The 18,622-nt window shown below is 69.0% G+C and carries 19 protein-coding genes; 15 read left to right on the forward strand and 4 right to left on the reverse strand.

Features of this window, described 5'->3' with window-relative positions; genetic code table 11:
* Positions 1–29: 29 nt before the first annotated feature.
* Together ACYVBN_RS13490 and ACYVBN_RS13495 are read right to left on the reverse strand one after the other, a co-directional pair.
* Positions 30–1,247, reverse strand: coding sequence for a Dyp-type peroxidase (locus ACYVBN_RS13490; protein WP_460600974.1), 1,218 nt, complete (start codon positions 1,245–1,247; stop codon positions 30–32).
* Positions 1,244–2,296 (reverse strand): imelysin family protein, encoded by a 1,053-nt coding sequence (locus ACYVBN_RS13495; RefSeq protein ID WP_460600975.1) that lies wholly within the window; start codon positions 2,294–2,296, stop codon positions 1,244–1,246. Before ACYVBN_RS13495 ends, ACYVBN_RS13490 begins: the two co-directional genes overlap by 4 nt.
* 234 nt (positions 2,297–2,530) lie before the next feature.
* Between ACYVBN_RS13495 and ACYVBN_RS13500 the strand changes: the two genes are divergently transcribed.
* The 4 genes from ACYVBN_RS13500 (at position 2,531) to ACYVBN_RS13515 (ending at position 6,462) form a co-directional block, all read left to right on the forward strand.
* Complete coding sequence (locus tag ACYVBN_RS13500; protein WP_460600976.1) at positions 2,531–4,306, forward strand: proline--tRNA ligase; 1,776 nt, start codon at positions 2,531–2,533, stop codon at positions 4,304–4,306.
* Entirely contained in the window at positions 4,303–5,049 is a 747-nt protein-coding gene (locus ACYVBN_RS13505; RefSeq protein WP_460600977.1) for an HAD family hydrolase, read from the forward strand. Before ACYVBN_RS13500 ends, ACYVBN_RS13505 begins: the two co-directional genes overlap by 4 nt.
* A gap of 9 nt (positions 5,050–5,058) precedes the next feature.
* Positions 5,059–5,571 carry a MauE/DoxX family redox-associated membrane protein gene (locus tag ACYVBN_RS13510; protein ID WP_440281773.1) on the forward strand — a complete coding sequence of 171 codons (513 nt, stop codon included), beginning with the start codon at positions 5,059–5,061 and terminating at the stop codon, positions 5,569–5,571.
* A gap of 111 nt (positions 5,572–5,682) precedes the next feature.
* Positions 5,683–6,462 carry a DsbA family protein gene (locus ACYVBN_RS13515; RefSeq protein WP_460600978.1) on the forward strand — a complete coding sequence of 260 codons (780 nt, stop codon included), beginning with the start codon at positions 5,683–5,685 and terminating at the stop codon, positions 6,460–6,462.
* Positions 6,463–6,512: 50 nt separating this feature from the next.
* Here the strand turns inward: ACYVBN_RS13515 and ACYVBN_RS13520 are convergent, their stop codons facing one another.
* Both ACYVBN_RS13520 and ACYVBN_RS13525 read right to left on the reverse strand, forming a co-directional pair.
* Entirely contained in the window at positions 6,513–7,520 is a 1,008-nt protein-coding gene (locus tag ACYVBN_RS13520) for an aminoglycoside phosphotransferase family protein (RefSeq protein ID WP_460600979.1), read from the reverse strand.
* Between the two features lie 3 nt (positions 7,521–7,523).
* Complete coding sequence (locus ACYVBN_RS13525; protein WP_460600980.1) at positions 7,524–8,444, reverse strand: ferritin family protein; 921 nt, start codon at positions 8,442–8,444, stop codon at positions 7,524–7,526.
* Between the two features lie 116 nt (positions 8,445–8,560).
* Between ACYVBN_RS13525 and ACYVBN_RS13530 the strand changes: the two genes are divergently transcribed.
* The 11 genes from ACYVBN_RS13530 to ACYVBN_RS13580 all read left to right on the forward strand — a co-directional run bounded on the left by ACYVBN_RS13530 (position 8,561) and on the right by ACYVBN_RS13580 (position 18,553).
* Positions 8,561–10,204: a nitrite/sulfite reductase gene (locus tag ACYVBN_RS13530; RefSeq protein WP_460600981.1), complete on the forward strand. Its 1,644-nt coding sequence runs from the start codon at positions 8,561–8,563 to the stop codon at positions 10,202–10,204.
* Entirely contained in the window at positions 10,201–10,893 is a 693-nt protein-coding gene (locus ACYVBN_RS13535; protein WP_460600982.1) for an adenylyl/phosphoadenylyl-sulfate reductase, read from the forward strand. The genes ACYVBN_RS13530 and ACYVBN_RS13535 overlap by 4 nt, the downstream gene beginning before the upstream one ends.
* Positions 10,890–11,447: an adenylyl-sulfate kinase gene (gene cysC, locus ACYVBN_RS13540; RefSeq protein ID WP_460600983.1), complete on the forward strand. Its 558-nt coding sequence runs from the start codon at positions 10,890–10,892 to the stop codon at positions 11,445–11,447. The genes ACYVBN_RS13535 and cysC overlap by 4 nt, the downstream gene beginning before the upstream one ends.
* Before the next feature lie 58 nt (positions 11,448–11,505).
* Positions 11,506–12,420 (forward strand): sulfate adenylyltransferase subunit CysD, encoded by a 915-nt coding sequence (cysD, locus tag ACYVBN_RS13545; protein WP_460600984.1) that lies wholly within the window; start codon positions 11,506–11,508, stop codon positions 12,418–12,420.
* A gap of 2 nt (positions 12,421–12,422) precedes the next feature.
* The gene (locus ACYVBN_RS13550; RefSeq protein WP_460600985.1) at positions 12,423–13,721 is read left to right on the forward strand and encodes a sulfate adenylyltransferase subunit 1; all 1,299 of its coding nucleotides are present in this window, start codon (positions 12,423–12,425) and stop codon (positions 13,719–13,721) included.
* A 28-nt stretch (positions 13,722–13,749) separates the two neighbouring features.
* Positions 13,750–14,850, forward strand: a complete 1,101-nt coding sequence (locus tag ACYVBN_RS13555) for an ABC transporter substrate-binding protein (protein WP_460600986.1) — start codon at positions 13,750–13,752, stop codon at positions 14,848–14,850.
* Positions 14,847–15,638, forward strand: a complete 792-nt coding sequence (locus ACYVBN_RS13560; RefSeq protein WP_460600987.1) for an ABC transporter ATP-binding protein — start codon at positions 14,847–14,849, stop codon at positions 15,636–15,638. The genes ACYVBN_RS13555 and ACYVBN_RS13560 overlap by 4 nt, the downstream gene beginning before the upstream one ends.
* The gene (locus ACYVBN_RS13565; RefSeq protein ID WP_460600988.1) at positions 15,625–16,503 is read left to right on the forward strand and encodes an ABC transporter permease; all 879 of its coding nucleotides are present in this window, start codon (positions 15,625–15,627) and stop codon (positions 16,501–16,503) included. The genes ACYVBN_RS13560 and ACYVBN_RS13565 overlap by 14 nt, the downstream gene beginning before the upstream one ends.
* A gap of 154 nt (positions 16,504–16,657) precedes the next feature.
* Entirely contained in the window at positions 16,658–17,200 is a 543-nt protein-coding gene (gene rimP, locus ACYVBN_RS13570) for a ribosome maturation factor RimP (protein ID WP_460600989.1), read from the forward strand.
* Positions 17,200–18,210: a transcription termination factor NusA gene (gene nusA, locus ACYVBN_RS13575; RefSeq protein ID WP_440282475.1), complete on the forward strand. Its 1,011-nt coding sequence runs from the start codon at positions 17,200–17,202 to the stop codon at positions 18,208–18,210. The genes rimP and nusA overlap by 1 nt, the downstream gene beginning before the upstream one ends.
* Positions 18,191–18,553: a YlxR family protein gene (locus tag ACYVBN_RS13580; RefSeq protein ID WP_460600990.1), complete on the forward strand. Its 363-nt coding sequence runs from the start codon at positions 18,191–18,193 to the stop codon at positions 18,551–18,553. Before nusA ends, ACYVBN_RS13580 begins: the two co-directional genes overlap by 20 nt.
* Positions 18,554–18,622 lie beyond the last annotated feature (69 nt).

The following is an 18,622-nucleotide window of genomic DNA, read 5'->3' on the forward strand; positions in this document are numbered from 1 at the left end:
TCCTTCCGTGATGCGTGGTGGGGACACGACTACGCCAGTAGGGCACTGCCGTAGAAGTCTGTGGCGTCGCGCACTCCGGGCAGCGCGAAGAAGTACCCGCCGCCGACCGGGGTGATGTAGTCGACCAGCGGCTCGCCGGCGAGGCGGCGTTGGACGGTCACGAACTGCCGGTCGAGGTCTGCGTTGAACGCCCCGAACATCAGGCCCATGTCCAGGTTGCCGACCGAATCGACGCCGGCGTCATACGAATAGGACCGGCGCAGGAACTGCGACGCAGCGGTCGCCGGGGTGCGCGGATTGGCCATCCGGATGTGGCTGTCCAGCGGTATGGCGCTGCCGTTCGGGTCGTTCCGGTAGTCCGGCAGGGAGTCTTCGCGTCCGCCGGTCAACGGCGCGCCACTGTCCTTGCGCCGTCCGAACATCCGCTCCTGCTCGGAGGTGGACACGCGGTCCCAGAACTCGACCAACATCCGGATCCGGCGCATGACGTAGTAGCTGCCGCCGGCGGCCCAGGCCGGCTCGCCGGAGCCGGCCCAGACCAGTGAGCCCATCTGCCGGTCGTCGCTCGGATCGGGGCCGGCGATGCCGTCCTTGAAGCCGAGCAGGTTGCGCGGCTGACCGGTCGGCCGCGGCGGTGGGGTGAATCCGTCCTGCTTCCAACGGATCTGCATCGAACCGCGGGTCGCTCGGCACACCTCCCGCAGCGCGTTGGTCACGACGTCCCGGTGCTGGCTCTGCAACGTCACCAACAGGTCGCCGCCGCACCAGGCCGGATCGAGCTGATCGTCGGGGAAGGTGTCCATGGCACGCAGCCGTCGCGGCTTCGCGCCGGCGAGCCCGAATCGTTCGGTGAAGACTTCCGCGCCGAGGGCAACGACGGATTCGAGTGCCTGGGTGGGCACATCCGGACCGAGCAGCCCGGTGCCGGCGGTCGTGGTGATGCCCGGCGACGCGGCGACACCGCCGGCCGTCACGGACCGGAGTGTGTCCGTGAGTGTCCGCAGCAGTGCGGCGAGCCCGGACCGGGTGCCGGTCGTCAGGTCGAACGCCACGATGGTCGCCGCCGGCAGCGCCTCACCGAGCACACCGCTTTGGTGTATGCCGTGGAACGGCGCGAGCCGGCGTCCCGCGGCGGGGGCCGGCGTGTCGGCGAGGGCGCGTCCGGCGGTGGCGGCGACCGCGACGGCCCCGGCGCCGCCGGTGAGGACTCCGGCGCGGAGCATCGACCTGCGAGTGATGTCGTTCATGTGACTCTCGGCTCGAGGATGGTGGGCACGGGTGCGAGCAACTCGGCGAGCTGCGCGAAGTCGCTGTCCACGAGTTCGTGGCCGGCGTCGGGCGCGGCGCCCGGGGCGTCGGTGGCCCATCGGTGCTGTTCCCGAATGTCCTTGCGAGTCTTGGCGATCTGGCGTTGGGCCGTCGCCAGCGCCGGGAATCGCGGCGCCAGCAGAGGGTGCAGCACCGTCAGCAGTTCGGTGGTGCCGTCCAGTTGCGCGAGAGCATCGGCCAGTTGCACGTGTGCGCCGTAGTCGGCGTGACCGGTGAGCGTCTGCTGCAGGGTGTCCTCGGTGATCTCGTGGGTCCGTCGGACGATGTCCAGCGGCTGGAACTGGGTGCGTTTCAGGTGCCTGGCCAACGACGCGAGGTCTCTCTCGAGCGCGAGCGACGACCGGCCCAGTGACGCCGGCGTCTGGCCGTGCCAGAGGCCGTACTCGATGCGCAGCAGCCCGGTCCATCGCGGGTCGTGCACGCCCCTGGGCAGTCCGAGCGGGTCGCCGGCGATCGCGTCGCCGAGGTCGCCGAACGCGCCATACGCACCACCCATGGTGTTCCATGTCCGATTCGCCGTGCGCCAAGCCGCCTGCGCGGAGCCGCGGTCACCCGAACTCAGCGCTGCGGACAGTGTTTTCGCCTGTCCGCGCAGGACAGCCAGCCGGCCCTCCACCCAGCGCCGGTAGGCGATCACCCTCGGTGCCAGATCGGCGGAGGTCACCGGCCGCACGCCACGGACGCCTGCTGCCGCGCCGCCGACCGAGACCTTCGGGCCGTGCACCGGCGTGCCGTCGTTGACCGAACAGATCAGGTGGTAGCTGCCTGCCGAGAGCCTGGTGCGCAGGACTGCGGTGGCGCCGGGTGCGAGGGGATCGATCTCGCCGTACAGCTTGCCGTCGGCGTCGGCCAGGTAGACCTCTTCGGCATTCACGTCGGTGTTGCGCACCTGCACCTGCACGAGGCCGGCTGCCGCGTGCGTCCAGCCCGCTCCGCAGTGGCTGCGGGAGGCCTGGACCATCGGCATCGCAGGGGCAGCCGAGGCCGTCGATCCCGACACGTCTTCGGTCTGACAACCCGACAGCGAGATCACGGCGACGCTCAGCGCGGCGAGTGGCCACATTCTTGGCGGCACTCTCGTCACCGTAGTGCTCGCGCGGTGACCAAGTGAGCTTCCGGACCGGCCAATGTGAGCGCCGCTGTCCGCGACCGGGTCGGTATCCTTGCGCGCAACCCACCGCACGTATCCGAAGGAGCCCCCGTGGCACTGCGTATGTCGACCCTGTTCCTGCGAACCCTGCGCGAGGACCCGGCCGACGCGGAGCTGCCGGGCCACAAGCTGCTGGTCCGCGCGGGCTACATCCGTCGGGTCGCGCCCGGCATCTACACCTGGCTGCCGCTCGGCATGCGTGTCCTCGGCAAGGTCGAGGGCATCATCCGCGAGGAGATGGAACGGATCGGCAGCCAGGAGGTGAAGTTCCCGGCGCTGCTGCCGCGGGAGCCCTACGAAGCCACCAATCGCTGGACCGAGTACGGCGACAACCTCTTCCGGCTCAAGGACCGCAAGGACGCCGACATGCTGCTCGGCCCGACGCACGAGGAGATGTTCTGCCTCACCGTCAAGGACCTGTACTCGTCATACAAGGACCTGCCGCTGGCGCTCTTCCAGATCCAGAACAAATATCGCGACGAGGCGCGTCCGCGGGCCGGCATCCTGCGCGGCCGCGAGTTCATCATGAAGGACTCCTACTCCTTCGACGTCGACCATGCCGGCCTGCAGAAGGCGTATGACGCCCACCGCGAGGCCTACATCCGCATCTTCGAGCGGCTCGGCTTCGAGTACGTCATCGTCAAGGCCGACTCCGGTGCCATGGGCGGCTCCGCATCCGAGGAGTTCCTCGCAGTGAGCCCGCACGGCGAGGACACCTTCGTCCGCGACGACAGCGGGTATGCCGCCAACGTCGAGGCCGTCGAGGTGCCGCAGGCGCCCGAGGTGGAGGTGACCGCCGGACCTGCCCACGTCGAGCCGACTCCGGACACGCCCACCATCGAGACCCTGGTCAACGCCCTCAACGAGGATCACCCGCGCGCCGACGGCCGGGCGTGGACCGCAGCTGACACGCTCAAGAACGTCATCGTGATGCTCGAGCACCCCGACGGCACGCGCGAGCCGCTGGCCATCGGGCTGCCCGGCGACCGCGAGGTGGACGCCAAGCGCCTGGAGGTCAAGGTCGCGCCCGCCGAGGTCGCCGCGTTCGAGGAGAAGGACTTCGCGGCATACCCCGTGCTGGCGAAGGGCTACATCGGCCCCGGTGTCCTCGGCGAGGAGAACGCCAGCGGGATCCGCTACCTGCTCGACCCGTCCGTCGCCGTGGGATCGGCGTGGGTCACCGGCGCGGACCAGCCGGGCCACCACGTCATCGATCTGGTGCACGGGCGTGACTTCACCGCCGACGGCACCATCCAGGCGGCCGAGATCCGTGAGGGCGACGCCTCGCCGACCGGGCACGGCACGCTGAAGCTGGCCCGCGGCATCGAGATGGGCCACATCTTCCAGCTCGGCACGAAGTATGCCGAGGCGCTCGGCCTGAAGGTGCTGGACGAGAACGGCAAGCTGGTCACCGTCACCATGGGTTCGTACGGCGTGGGCGTGACGCGTGCAGTCGGGGCGATCGCCGAGGACAACCTGGACGAGATCGGTCTCATCTGGCCGCGCAACGTCGCGCCCGCCGACGTGCACGTCGTGGCGACCGGCAAGGACGAGGCGGTCTTCGTCAAGGCCGAGGAGATCGTCCGCGAGCTGGAGGCGGCAGGGATCGACGTGCTCTTCGACGACCGGCGCAAAGTGTCCCCGGGCGTGAAGTTCAAGGACTCCGAATTGATCGGTGTCCCGACGATTCTCGTGATCGGCAAGGGCCTGGCCGACGGTGTGGTCGAGCTGAAGGACCGGCGCTCCGGTGATCGCCGCGAGGTCGCGGTCGACGACGTGGTCACCGAGGTGACTCGCGAGATCGCCGAGGAGACTCCGACGTTGTGAGCAACGTCGAAGCCGTCATCTTCGACTGGGGCGGCACGCTGACGCCCTGGCACGACATCGATTTCGAGGCCGAGGCGATGTCCTACGCCGCCGCCTACGGCGACCCGGCGCTCGCGCAGCGGCTGCTGGAGGCGACCGCCGTGGCGTGGGCTCGCGCTCGCACCGAGCACAGCAGCGCCCGGATCGAGGAGATCCTCGTCGAAGCCGGGGCGGACCTGCGCGGCGGCTCGCACCCGGCGGCGCTGGCGGCATACCGCGCCTTCTGGGAGCCGCACACGCAGATCGACCCGCAGGTCCGGCAGGTGTGGCAAGGGTTGCGCGCCAAGGGGATTCGCGTGGGTGTGCTGTCCAACACGATCTGGGACCGCGACTACCACCGCGCGCTGTTCGAGCGTGATGGCGTGCTCGAGCTGATCGACGGGGACGTCTACTCCAGCGAGATCCCGTGGGTCAAGCCGCACCACGAGGCCTTCCGCGCGGCCGCCGACGCGGTGCGAGCCGACCCCGCGAAGTGCGTGTATGTCGGTGACCGCCTCTTCGAGGACGTCCACGGACCGCAGCAGGTCGGCATGCGCGCCATCTGGATTCCGCACTCGGTGCTGCCGCAGGAGCAGATCGTGGTGACCGAGGCGCGGCCCGACGCGGTCGCGCACGAGCTGCTCGACGTGCTGGCCGTCGTCGGCGGCTGGCTGGCGGACCGCGGGCCCGCCCGTCGGCACGGCTCGGACAGCGAAGTCGTTTAGTCTGTCGGCGTGGCAGAGCAGACCGAGTCGGTGTCGTCGCAGGTGAGCGCGACGACGAAGTGGCACCAGCACCCCGCGATGGATTGGATCGGCGTGGCGGCTCGGCTGATCCTCGGCGTCACCTATCTGGTCGCCGGCGTGCTCAAGGCGCGTGATCTGCAGACGACCCGGTTGGACACGCAGGCGTTCCGCATCCTGTCCTATGACCTGTCCAACATCTGGGGCACGGTGATGCCGTTCGTCGAGATCATCCTGGGCCTGTTGCTGATCGCCGGTCTGATGACCCGGATGACGGCGGTGCTCGGCGGGTTGCTGATGATCGCCTTCATCATCGGCATCAGCTCGGTGTGGGCGCGCGGGATCGTGATCCAGTGCGGTTGTTTCGGCAGCAACGGGAAGTTGCCGACCACGGCGGCATACAAGTGGGACATCCTGCGCGACGTCGGCCTGCTGCTGTGCGCTGCCTGGCTGGTGATCTGGCCGCGGACCCGACTCAGCGCCGACCGCGCACTGTGGGGTTGAGCGCAGCTTCGCCGCCACATCCGCCGCGACCGAACCACAGTGCGTTCCTGATCGTTGCCATGACGGCGAAGTGATCGCAGATTCACACACAACGACAGTTAAGGTGACTCCATGCCACGCCCTGATGCCTCGCAGAGACTTGCTGCCACCAAGCCCAAGGACGGACCGTCCAAGGGACTCATCGGTGGCGTCATCGCCACCATCCTGGTGGTGGTCGTCGTCGTGGCGGTGTTCGTGACCCAGGCGAACAAGAGCGGCTCCTACTCGGGCCCGGTGCCCAAGGGCGGCACCTCCAACGCCGAGGGTCTGCGTGCCTATCCGGACGTGAAGCTGCAGTCCGGCGCGCCCACGGTGGACATCTACGAGGACTTTCAGTGCCCGATCTGCAACGAGTTGGAGAAGGCCAACGGTGAGCAGATCCTGCAGCAGGCCAAGACGGGCAAGATCAAGCTGGTGTGGCACCTCATGACGTTCCTCGAGGACAACATGAGCAACCAGCCGGCGTCCACGATCGCAGCCAACGGCCTCTACTGCGCCGCCGACGCTGGCAAGGCCGCCGAGTACCACAAGGCGACCTTCGCCGGGCAGCGTCCCGAGCAGCAGGAGGCGCAGGGCGACACCTTCACCAAGGCGGACCTGAAGAAGTACGGCAAGCAGGCCGGCATCACCGGAGCCGCGCTGACCAAGTTCAACTCGTGCGTCGACAAGGGCACCTACAACAAGTACGTCAAGGCGACCGCCGACAACGCCACGAAGAACGGCGTCACCGGCACCCCGACGTTGTTCATCAACGGCAAGGAGTTGTCGTCGAGCAAGAACGCGACCGAGTACTCCCAGTTGCTGAGCACCAAGGACACCTTCGACAAGGTGCTGGCCAAGCTGACGAAGTAGGACCACTCGAGGCGGCGGCCACACCTTCACGGTGTGGCCGCCGTTCGTGTTCAGGCGGTCATCGCTTTCGCGGCAGCGATCCATTGGGAGAGCTCCGCCTGCCCGGGCTGCGGCTCCTGCGCCTCCCATATCGCGTTGGTGACCAGGCGCACGAAGCTCCATGCCATCGCCCGATCCTCGTCGAGGCCCGCGGCGTCGCAAACCAGGCCGACGCGCAGACGTAGGTGGGTGCGCAGATTCGTCGCGGCGGCCGCCTCGTCCCAGCGGTTCCACAGCACGGGCGCGACGGCGAAGGCCCACTCGCCGGACAACGGCTTGGGGTCGATCGCCAGCCATGGCTCGCGCTCGGCCGCCAGGACGTTCTGGAAGTGCAGGTCCTGGTGGATCAGCCGACCGTCGCAGCCGTCGCGCAGGTCGCCCAGAGTCGCGGCGGCCTGTTCCGTGAGACGGCGCGGGACGAGCGGCGAACCATTGCGGCACAACGGGATCCATCGCTCGATCTCATCGCTCAGCCGGGTGAACTGCGGCGTCGCGGACCGGTCCAGGCGGCGCATCAGACCACCGATCGTCTCGCACGCCTCGAGCAGCCCGGTCGAGTCGAGGTTCCGGTCGTGCACCAGCGGTTCGAGCAGCATCGCCCAACGCGGGGGATCGGCCGCCAGCAGCCGCACCGCACCGTCACCACCCCATGCCTGCAGCGCCAGGTGCTCCAGCCTGGCCTCCTCGTGCGGCCAGCTGACCTTGAGCACGACCGGCTGCCCGTCCCGGTGGCACGGTATGACCACGGCGCACACGCCGTGCCAGACCGGGCCGTCGGCCACCAGACCCCAGGCGCCGGCCAGCTCGGCCACCTGCCCGGGCAGCCGGGCCAGCCAGTCCTCGCCGCTGACCGCGGGCTCGGCGGGGCGGCCTCGGACGATCTGCCGGAACGCGGCCGGGATGCTCGGTCCGAAGTCGTCGAGGTTGGTCGAGTGCCGGGGGAGCGAAGCGGAGGAGGTGTATCGAGACCCGCCTGAAGTGGTCCCGATACACGGATTTCCCCCGCTGCGCTCCGCCATCCGCTACTCGACCGACTTGAGTCCGGGGAAGGGCGTCGGCGCGGCGCCCCACCGCCACCACTGTTCCGTGGCGTCCGCCCACAGGTTGGTGAGTCCGATGAAGGAGGTGTGGTCGGCGCTGGTGGCGACGACCTGGTCGGCGCAGGCTGTGACCAGGTCGTGCAGGACTCGTTGGGCGAGCTGCCGACGCCGGGCGTCCGATGTCGGCTGGACGGGCAGCGCGTAGCCGTCGGGAGGCAGCGGCAGGTCGCTGCCCAGGGCCGCTTCCCAGCGCGCGCGCGTCGCGTGCAGCATCGTCACGGTGTCCTCCGCGCGGGTGCGCTGGTCGAGCGGTGTCTTGGCGACGATCACCTCCAGCGCGTAGGTCGCCGCGCGCAGTGCGGGCAGGATCGCTTGCGCCACAGCGGCTTTCGGCACCGTGGCGCCACTGACCTCGACCCCGTGGCCCAGCAGGGAGGCACCGGCGTTCTGGGTCACCGCGACCGCCGCCGCCATCGGCAGGTTCCGGTGGGACAGGTCTGCGAGGGTGCCGACCGCGCGGGCACCAGCCTGCTCGAACCTGAACAGTGCGCCGGGATCGACCGCCGGACCGCTGGGCGCAGCTGTGCTTGCCGAAGGCGTCATGCCCTGGGTGGCCATCACGGCGGTGACCCTGGTCCGCTGGGCGCGATGGAGGGCCGCCAGCTTCGCCGCCCAGGCGGCCGTGTCGGTCGCGGCGGCGTTGATCGATGCATCGAGCGAGTCGAGCAGTCGGCGCAGCACGGTTTGGTCCGGCGGTGGGCCCTGCGTCTTGATGCCGGGGATGTGAGGCGCGTCACGTTCGAGCCGTATGCCGCAGCCGGTCAGCGTGGCGACGCAGCCGGCGAGGGCCGCGCCCAGCACGGCGCGCCGGCGCACGGTGGCGTGCTGGGAGGCGCTGGGCATGGTCGCATCCTCGCACGCGCGAGCCGGCTGTCGGCGCAGCGACCGGTCCCGTCGGGTCGTGTCACTCTCTGAACATCATTTGACGTTTTGCATCGTCAAATGGAACGTTATGGGACGTGGTGACCAAGACCAACGGACAGTGGGCGCTCGGTGAGCACGAGCCGCTGAACCATAACGAGGCATACAAGCGCGACGACGACGGTCTCAACGTGCGGGCGCGGATCGAGGAGACCTACGCCCGTGAGGGTTTCGCGTCGATCCCGGCCGATGACCTACGCGGGCGAATGCGCTGGTGGGGTCTCTACACCCAACGCCGCGACGGGATCCCGGGTGGCCAGACGGCGACCCTGTCGCCGGAGGAGCTGGAGGCGCCGTACTTCATGATGCGCGTGCGCATCGACGGCGGGAAGCTGTCCACCGAGCAGGTGCGGGTGATCGCCGGCATCTCCCAGGAGTTCGCACGGAACACCGCGGACATCACCGATCGCGGGAATGTGCAGTTCCACTGGATCGAGATCGAGAACGTGCCGGAGATCTGGCGACGTCTCGAGGCCGTCGGCCTCGAGACGACCGAGGCGTGCGGTGACTGCACCCGCGTGGTGATGGGTTCTCCGGTCGCCGGGCTCAGCGTCGACGAAGTCGTCGACGTCTCACCGGCCATCGCCGAGATCAACCGCCGGTATGTCGGTGACCCCGACCTGTCCAATCTGCCCCGCAAGTTCAAGACGTCCATCGCCTGGCTGCCCGACTCGGCGCCCGAGATCAACGACGTGGCGTTCGTCGGCGTGCAGCACCCACAGCTCGGTCCCGGCTTCGACCTGCAGGTGGGCGGTGGCCTGTCGACCAATCCGTTCCTCGCCGAGCGGCTGGGCGTGTTCGTGACACTCGAACAGTTGCCCGACGTGTGGGTCTCCGTCGTCCGGTTGTTCCGTGACTACGGCTATCGGCGTTCACGCAACCGGGCCCGGATGAAGTTCCTCGTCGCAGACTGGGGGACGGCGAAATACCGCGAGGTGCTGGAGACCGAATACCTCAAGACACCACTGCCGGACGGCCCGCCCGCACCGGTGCCCTCGCGCACCATGGACCACGTCGGCGTCAGCGAGCAGCGAGGCGGCGGGAAGTACGTCGGCTTCACGGCCGTCGCCGGCCGGGTCAGTGGCAGTACGCTCGCGGCGGTTGCCGATGCGGCCGAGGCGGCGGGATCGCGGCGGGTGCGCCTGACGCCCTACCAGAAACTGATCGTGGCGGACGTGCGTGACGACGCGGTCGAGGGGCTGATCAGCACTCTGGAACCGTTGGGACTCAGCGCGAAACCGACGCCCTGGCGCCGGACGATCATGGCGTGCACCGGCGTCGAATACTGCAAGCTCGCAATCGTCGAGACCAAGGAGCGCGCGCACCGGCTGCTGCCCGAGCTGGAACAGCGGCTCGCGGACATCGATCCGGGGCGGCCAATCTCGGTGCACCTCAACGGTTGTGCGAACTCCTGCGCTCGGGTGCAGGTCGCCGACATCGGCCTGAAGGGTCAGATCGTGACCGACCAGGACGGCAACCGGGTGGAGGGCTTCCAGGTGCATCTGGGCGGGCGTCTCGGCCAGCGGGCGGACTTCGGCCGGAAGCTGCGCGGCCACAAGGTGACATCTGCCGAACTCGGTGACTACATCGAACGGGTCGCGCGCAACTACGTCGCGCAACGCGCGGACGGCGAGAGCTTCTCGGACTGGGCGGTCCGTGCCGACGAGGAGTCCCTGCGATGACACTCGCCGAGGACCGACTGCGGGAGCTGGCAACGGACGGCGCTGCGTCCCTTGCCGATGCGACCGCGGAGGAGATCATGCACTGGGCGGTCGACTCGGGACTGCGTCTCGCGGTCGCCGGATCGATGCAGGACACGGTGCTGGTGCATCTGGCCAGCACGGTCCTGCCCGGGGTCGAGGTGCTGTTCCTCGACACCGGCTACCACTTCCCGGAGACGCTGCAGACGCGCGACAGGGTGGCGGCGTCATACCGCGTGCACTTGCGGACGATCACGCCCCGCCAGACGGTGCCCGAGCAGGACGAGGAGCACGGTGTCGCGCTGCACGAGCGTGATCCGGACCTGTGCTGCGCGCTGCGCAAGACCCAGCCGCTGGACGAGGTGCTCGACGAATACGACGCCTGGGCAACAGGAATGCGCCGCATCGAGTCCGAGTCACGGCGTGACACGCCGGTGGTGTCGTTCGACGAACGCCGCGACAAGATCAAGCTGGCACCGCTCGCGACCTGGACCGACGATGACGTCGCGGCATACATCGAGAAGCACCAGCTGATCAGCAATCCGCTTCTCGCACAGGGATATCCGTCCATCGGGTGCGCTCCGTGCACCCGGCGGGTGGCAGCAGGAGCCGACGCGCGTTCCGGCCGGTGGGCCGGGATCGACAAGACGGAGTGCGGAATACACTTATGAGTGCACGAAACGTCAACAGCCACGGTGCCACCATCTGGCTGACCGGGCTCTCCGGTGCCGGCAAGAGCACGATCGCCGAGGCGGTCGCGGCCGAGCTCACCGCACGCGGACATCGCGTGCAGATCCTCGATGGCGACGAACTGCGTACGAACCTGTCCGCCGGACTGGGATTTTCGCGGGACGACCGCAACGCCCACGTCACTCGGGTGGGCTTCGTCGCAGAACTCCTCGCCCGGCACGGCGTCGTCGCCCTGGTGCCGGTCATCGCTCCGTATGCCGACGCCCGCGACGCCGTGCGTGCACACCATGCGACCCATGGCACGCCTTACCACGAGGTGTACGTCGCGACACCTCTGCAGGAATGCCGGCGGCGGGACGTGAAGGGGCTCTACGCCAAGGCAGCCGCGGGGGAGTTGACCGGCATGACCGGCATCGACGACCCCTACGAGCCGCCACTGCGACCCGATCTGACCATCGACACCGAGCAGGTGGACCTCGCCGACGCCGTGACCGTCGTCGGCACCCTGCTCAGTCCTATGAAGGAGTCAGCATGAGCGAGCAACCAATGAGCATCGGGTCAGATGCCGGAGTCCGAGGAACGAGGCGTCCGGCATGACGACCACCGCGCTGTCCGCGACCGACGTGTCGCTGCGTGAATTGGAGGCGGAGTCGATCGAGATCATCCGCGAGGTGATCGCCGAATTCGACCGGCCGGCACTGTTGTTCAGCGGTGGCAAGGACTCGGCGGTCCTGTTGCACCTCGCCCGTAAGGCGATCGCACCCGCCCCGCTGCCGATCACGCTGCTGCACGTCGACACGGGGCACAACCTGCCCGAGGTCCTCGAGTTCCGCGATCAACTGGTGGCTGACGGTGGTCACCGGCTCGTCGTCGCGGCCGTTGAGGAGTGGCTCGCGGACGGACGGTTGACCGAGCGCCCGGACGGCACGCGCAACCCACTGCAGACCGTGCCGCTGCTGGACACGATCGCGACACGGAAGTTCGATGCGTTGCTCGGTGGTGCGCGCCGGGACGAGGACCGGGCTCGCGCGAAGGAGCGCATCTTCTCGGTGCGCGACGCGTTTGGTGGCTGGGACCCGCGTAAGCAGCGTCCGGAGCTGTGGCGTATCTACAACGGCAAGCATGCGCCGGGGGAGCACACCCGGGTGTTCCCGATCTCGAACTGGACCGAGCTGGACGTCTGGCGCTACATCGAGGCGGAGGACGTCGCCCTGCCGAGCATCTACTACGCCCACGAGCGACCGGTCTTCCACCGTGACGGGATGTGGCTCACTCCCGGTCCCTGGGGCGGCCCTCGCGAGGGAGAAGCACTGGAAACATTGAGCGTTCGCTACCGCACGGTGGGCGATGGGTCGTGTACCGGCGCCGTGCTCAGCACCGCGACGACGGTGATGGACGTGATCGAGGAAATCTCGGTCAGCACCCTCACCGAACGCGGCGCCACCCGGGCCGACGACCGACTGTCCGAGGCCGCCATGGAAGACCGTAAGCGGGAAGGCTACTTCTAGAGATGACGACCACCGAGACCACCACGGACAGGACGATCACCGATCGTGACCAGCTGCGCCTGGTCATCACCGGCTCGGTTGACGACGGCAAGAGCACGCTCGTCGGCAGGCTGTTGCACGACACGAAGTCGATCCTGGCGGACCAGTTCGAGGCGACGCTGCACGCGAGCCAGGGACGCGGCGCGACCGAGTTCGACTTCGCCCTGCTGACCGACGGCCTGCGCGCGGAGCGTGAGCAGGGCATCACGATCGATGTCGCATATCGCTACTTCGCAACGCCCCGAAGGAATTTCGTGCTCGCGGACACTCCAGGTCACGTGCAGTACACCCGCAATACGGTCACCGGCGCCTCCACTGCGGAGGCCGCCGTCGTGCTCATCGACGTGCGCAACGGTGTCTCCGCACAGACCCGCCGGCACGCCGCGGTGCTGTCCCTGCTGCGTGTCCCGCAGGTCGTCTTCGCGATCAACAAGATGGACGCGGTGGACTGGTCCGAGGACCGATTCGCCGACGTCGCCGACGACGTGCGAGCGCTGGCGCAGCGCGTCGGGATCGAGGCCACTCACATCATCCCGATCAGTGCCCTCACCGGCGAGAACGTCGCCGTACCCGGACCCGATTGGTATGCCGGCCTACCGCTCCTCGACGTGCTGGAGACCCTGCCGCCGCGCGCAGCCGCGGACGACGAACCGTTCCGGCTGCCGGTGCAGCTGATCATCCGGCCACGGACGCCGGAGCACCCGGACTACCGGGGCCTGGCGGGTCGGGTCGCGTCCGGCACCGTCCGGGTCGGCGACACCGTCACGGCATACCCGAGCGGTCGCAGTTCGACCGTCGTGGGGATCGACGGCGTCACCGGCGAGGTCGACGCCGCCTCGACAGGGGCGTCCGTCACGATCCGGCTCGCCGACGAGTTGGACGTCGGTCGCGGCGAGGTGCTGACGACCGACCGACCCATCCACACGACCCAGCAGCTCGACGCGGTGGTGACCTGGCTCGACGAGCGCGCATCCGCGCCTCGGCAGCGGGTGCTGGTCAAGGCCGGCACGAAGACGACGCGGGCGTTGCTCGCGGCGCCGCACGCGGCGTGGCACGTGGACGACCTGCAGTGGCAGGACAACTCGGATCCGTTGGAGTTGAACGATATCGGCCGCATCCGGCTGCAACTCGCGGAGCCGGTCGCCGTGGACGATTACGCGCAGCAGCGCGCCACCGGTGCCTTCGTGGTGATCGATCCGGACACCGGCGCGACCCTCGCCGCGGGTCTGACCGGCTCCGAGCTCGGCGCTCTCGCCAACTGACCTCCCCGCCAACGCAAGGACTTCTGTCATGAGACCCACCCGCAAGGTGAGTGTGCTCACCGTGCCCGTCATCGCTGCGCTCGCGATCGCGTCGCTCAGCGGCTGCTCCCGAAGAGCGGACGCCGCCGACAGGACCGCCCCCGCGACGAATGGTGCCGGCACGCCGGCGACCCAGCTGCGCCTGGGCTATTTCCCGAACGTCACCCACGCGGTGCCGGTGCTCGGTGTCGCCGATGGCGAGTTCGCCCAGGAGCTCGGCAGCACCAAGCTCACGACCCAGACGTTCAACGCCGGGCCGGCCGCCACCGAGGCATTGTTGGGGGGCTCGGTCGATGCGGTCTATCTGGGACCGAACCCGGCCATCAACGCCTTCGCCAGGACCGGTGGCAAGGACGTACGGATCGTCGCGGGTGGTGCCTCCGGGGGCGCCGCACTGGTGGTGAAGCCGGGGATCACGTCCGTGTCCCAGCTCGCCGGGAAGACGCTCGCGTCACCACAATTGGCGAACACGCAGGACGTCGCGCTGAAGTACTTCCTGAAGAAGAACGGGTTCACCGTCAACGGCAGCGGCGCGAAGAACGTCGACGTCGTCGCGCAGGACAACTCGCAGAGTCTGCAACTGTTCCGGCAGGGGCGCATCGACGGGGCATGGCTGCCCGAGCCGTGGGCCACCCGACTGGTCGAGCAGGGCGGCGGCAAGGTGCTGGTCGACGAGAAGAGCCAGTGGCCGAAGGGCCGGTTCATCACCACGAACCTGCTCGTGTCGACCACGTTCCTGACCCAGCACCCGCAGACCGTCCGCGCCCTGATCACCGCACAGATCAAGACAGCGCAGCGGATCACGACCGACCCGGCCGGCTCGGCGCAACAGATCGACGCAGCGCTGACGAAGCTCAACGGCAAGGCATTGCCGGCCGGTGTCACGGCCGAGGCGCTGCGCAACCTCACACCCGGCTGGAACCCGTATGCCGCGTCGCTCGCGGCAACCGCGCAGCACGCGGAGTCGATCGGGTTGCTGAAGCAGACCGACCTGCACGGCATCTACGACCTGTCGATCCTCAACAGTGTGCTCAAATCGCAACATCTGCACACGGTTCCGGACGCCGGACTGGGTCAGGAGACGCGATGACCGAGATCCTCACTCTGGAACGGCCCGAGCGCCAGGACGCACCGCGATCACGCGTCGAGGTGCGCGCGGTGCGCAAGGAGTTCCGTCAGCGCGACCGAGTCGTGACCGCCCTCGACGGCGTGGACTTGAGCGTCGCCCCCGGCGAATTCGTGACGATCGTCGGTGCGTCCGGCTGCGGCAAATCCACCCTGCTGCAGCTGATCGCCGGTCTCGACCGGCCCACGTCCGGAACCGTCCGCGCCTCGGAACGCCCGGCCCTGATGTTCCAGGAGTCCGCACTCTTCCCCTGGCTGACGGCGCGCGGCAACATCGAGTTGGCGCTCAAGCTCGGCAGGACGCCGAAATCCGGACGCAGCGGCCGCGCTCAGGAGCTGCTCGACCTCGTGCGCCTGGGTGCCGCGGGTGACCGGCGGGTCCATGAGCTGTCCGGTGGGCAGCGGCAGCGGATCGCGTTGGCCCGCAGTCTCGCTCAGGGTTCACGCCTGCTGCTGATGGACGAGCCGTTCGCCGCGCTCGACGCGATCACCCGCGACGTGCTGCACGAGGAACTGACGCAGCTGTGGCAGGAGACCGACCTGAGCGTGGTCTTCGTGACACACAACGTGCGCGAGGCTGTCCGCCTCGGCCAGCGCGTCGTCCTCTTGTCGTCGCGGCCCGGTCGGGTGCTGCGCACCTGGGACGTCGATCTGCCGGCCGGCCGATCCCTCGAGGACGCCCCGGTGATGGAGCTCGCGGCCGAGATCACCGCCTCCCTGCGCACCGAGATCGGTCGCCATGCCGGTGCGTGAAGAAGGTCGCGCGACCGAGGACTTCGCGCGGATCAGCGATGGTCTGGACGCCTTGGAGGAGGGTCGGCCGCCCCGGTGGCGCGTCGATCCGGTGGCCGTGGTCGCGCCGATCGTGGTCGTCATCGCGTTCGTCGGCATCTGGCAGGCGGTGTGGGCGTCTGCGGTCAAACCGGAGTACGTCATACCTGCGCCGTCCACGGTGGGGCACCAGCTGTGGCGCATGATCGCCGACGGCACCGCCTGGTCGGCGACCTGGACCAGTCTGCGCCGCGGCGTCGCCGGCTTCGTGCTGGCCTTGCTGATCGGCACCGCGCTCGGCCTGCTGATCAGTCAGATCTCCTTCCTGCGCAAGGGCCTCCGGCCCATCCTGGCTGCACTGCAGGCGATGCCGTCGGTGGCGTGGGTGCCGTTCGCGGTCCTGCTGGTGGGACTCAGCCCGTCCGCGATGTACTTCGTCATCCTGCTGGGGGCGGTGCCCTCGATCGCGAACGGACTCATCGGCGGCCTCGACCAGACACCGCCGATCCTGCGGCGCGCCGGCACCGTGCTGGGCGCCCGCGGCCTCGCACTCGTGCGGCACGTGCTCGTGCCGGCCGCGCTGCCGGCCTACCTGACCGGGCTGAAGCAGGGATGGGCGTTCTCCTGGCGGTCGTTGATGGCGGCGGAGCTGATCGTCAACAGCCCGGAGCTCGGCACCGGGCTCGGCCAGGTGATGCAGAACGGCCGCAACCTCAGCGACATGCCGACCGTCGTCTGCGTGATGATCCTGATCCTGGTGGTCGGTGTCGTTGTCGAGCTCGGCGTCTTCGCACCCATCGAGCGCAAGGTGCTGCGCGACCGCGGCCTCGCGCCGGCCGGCAGCTGACCTGGTCGATCCCCAGGGTGCCGAGCGCGGCTCAGGCCGCGCGATCGGCATTCTCGGCGGGGCAGAGCGGACTGCGTGTCGCGCCCGCCCAGGACCACCTGCGCTGCACGGTAGGGTGAGCACTCCACTCGAGAACAGCAGGAGCGCGTCAGGAATGAGCGAGAAACCATCCGCCCGGACGGAACGCATCTGCGCAGATCTCGCCCAGGTCCTCGCGCCGCTGGGACTCGTGGTCGAGGACATCACCGTGATGCCCGCGGGCAAGCGCCGATTGGTGCGCGTCCTGGTCGATCGTGACCTTCCCGCGCCGACCGACCCGACAGCCGTCGTGCCCTCGCTGGACCTGGATCATGTGGCCGAGGCGACCCGGGTGGTCAGTGACCGGCTGGACGAGACCGACGCGATGGGGGAGCAGCCCTACGTTCTCGAGGTGAGTTCACCCGGCACCGACCGTCCACTGACTCAGCCGCGACACTTCCGGCGCAACGTCGGCCGCCTCGTCGAGGTGACGGTTCCCGAACAGTCACCGGTCACCGGCCGCATCACGCGGGCCGACGACGAGGGCTTCACTCTCGCGGTCGGTGGCGACCGCAAGGCTCCCGCCACCGAGCAGTCTTTCTCGTATGACGACGGCCTGCGCGCTGCAGTGCAGGTCGAGTTCAACCGCAGCAGCGACCCAGAAGGAGACGACCACTGATGGACATCGACATGGCCGCGTTGCGCGCGCTCGAGCGCGAGCGGGACATCCCGATGGACGTGATCGTGCCCGCCATCGAGCAGGCACTGCTGACGGCATACCACCGCGAGGACGGCACTTATCGCACCGCCCGGGTCGAACTCGACCGCAAGAGCGGGCACGTGGTCGTGTGGGCGCGCGAGGACGCCCCGGTGGACGATGAAGGCAACCGCGGCGAACCCGGGCCCGAGTTCGACGACACACCGAGCGACTTCGGCCGCGTCGCGGCGGCGACCGCCCGCCAGGTGATCGTGCAGCGCATGCGCGACGTCGAGGACGAGGCGATCCTGGGCGACTTCCGCGGCCGTGAGGGCGACGTCGTCGCCGGCGTCATCCAGCAGTCCAGCGACCCGCACGCGGTGCACGTCGACTTCGGCACCGTCGAGGGTCTGCTCCCGTCCGCCGAGCAGGTGCCCGGCGAGCGCTACGTCCACGGCGAGCGGCTGCGCGCGTATGTCGTGAGCGTCAAGCGCGGTCCCAAGGGTCCGCAGATCCTGCTCTCCCGCAAGCACCCCAACCTGGTCCGCAAGCTGTTCGCCCTCGAGGTCCCCGAGATCGCCGACGGGACCGTGGAGATCTCCGCGCTGGCGCGGGAGGCCGGACATCGCAGCAAGATCGCGGTCCGCGGCAAGCAGCCGGGCGTCAACGCCAAGGGTGCCTGCATCGGCCCGATGGGTTCTCGCGTGCGCGCGGTGATGACCGAACTGCGGGGGGAGAAGATCGACATCGTCGACTTCTCCGACGACCCGGCGGAATTCATCGCCGCGGCCCTGTCGCCCTCACGGGTGGAGTCGGTCGAGATCATCGATGACCGTGCCCGCTCGGCCCGTGTCGTGGTCCCCGACTTCCAGCTCAGCCTGGCGATCGGCAAGGAGGGCCAGAACGCCCGGTTGGCGGCCAAGCTGACCGGCTGGCGGATCGACATCCGGCCGGACACCGACGGGCCCGGCGATGCCGGGGCATCCGACTGACTGCGGTAGGCTGGTGGTGAGCGGTCGCACGCGAGGCCGCCGCAACCCACCTGTTCCCGCGACCCGGCACGCCGGGTTGCGGACCTGTGTGGGGTGCCGGACTCGCGACGAACGATCAGCATTGCTACGGGTGGTCGCACTCGTCGGGAATGACGCGGAGCAACCCACGGTTGCGCTGGTCGTGCCCGACACGCGCGGCCGGCTGCCGGGTCGAGGGGCCTGGTTGCATCCTCGGCTGGACTGCCTCGACAAGGCGGACCAGCGGCGAGCCCTTCCTCGTGCGTTACGGATCACCACTGCGGTGGACCTGACGCGGGTCCGGGAGTGGATCGCCGGGCAGTGACGCCCGTCATACAACCGGTATGACGAGTGGACCGTGAGCGGAGACGTTCACGCAGCAACATCGACCGAA

The organism is Flexivirga lutea, from assembly GCF_054778955.1.